The organism is Streptomyces niphimycinicus (genome assembly GCF_018883605.1).
GTDB lineage: Bacteria > Actinomycetota > Actinomycetes > Streptomycetales > Streptomycetaceae > Streptomyces > Streptomyces niphimycinicus.
The window spans coordinates 1-495 of record NZ_JAHLEM010000570.1 but is presented as its reverse complement, the minus strand read 5'-3'; the positions used below and the strand labels follow the sequence as shown (position 1 = coordinate 495).

The window sequence follows — 495 nt, the reverse complement described above, 5'->3', positions numbered from 1 at the left end:
AACCGCACCGTACTCCGCAGATTCCGATACCAGTACCCCGCATCCAACTCCGCCGTATCCACCCACCCCGCCTCCACCGTCGAAAAAAACGGGATACGGGACGACACCGGCCGCACCTGCGACAACGACCCGGCAAGCTCCTCCTCCACCGCCTCAACCTGCACCGTATGCGAGGCGTAATCCACATCCACCCACCGCGCCCGCACCCCCACACCCCCACACTCCTCCACCAACTCCCGCAGCGCCTCCACCTCACCGGCCACCACCACCGACGACGGCCCATTCACCGCCGCCACCTCCACCCGACCCGACCACCCCACAACCAACCCCTCAGCCTCCACCACCCCCACACCCAACGACACCATCCCACCACGACCCGACAACCCCGCCCCGATCGCCCGACTCCGCAACACCACCACCCGCGCCGCATCCTCCAACGACAACCCACCCGCCACACACGCCGCCGCAATCTCACCCTGCGAATGACCCACCACC

Annotated in this window: 1 protein-coding gene; it reads right to left on the bottom strand. The window is 67.7% G+C overall.

Annotated elements, in window-relative coordinates:
* On the bottom strand, positions 1–495 hold a 495-nt coding region (locus KN815_RS36665; protein ID WP_216346166.1), incomplete at both ends, for an acyltransferase domain-containing protein.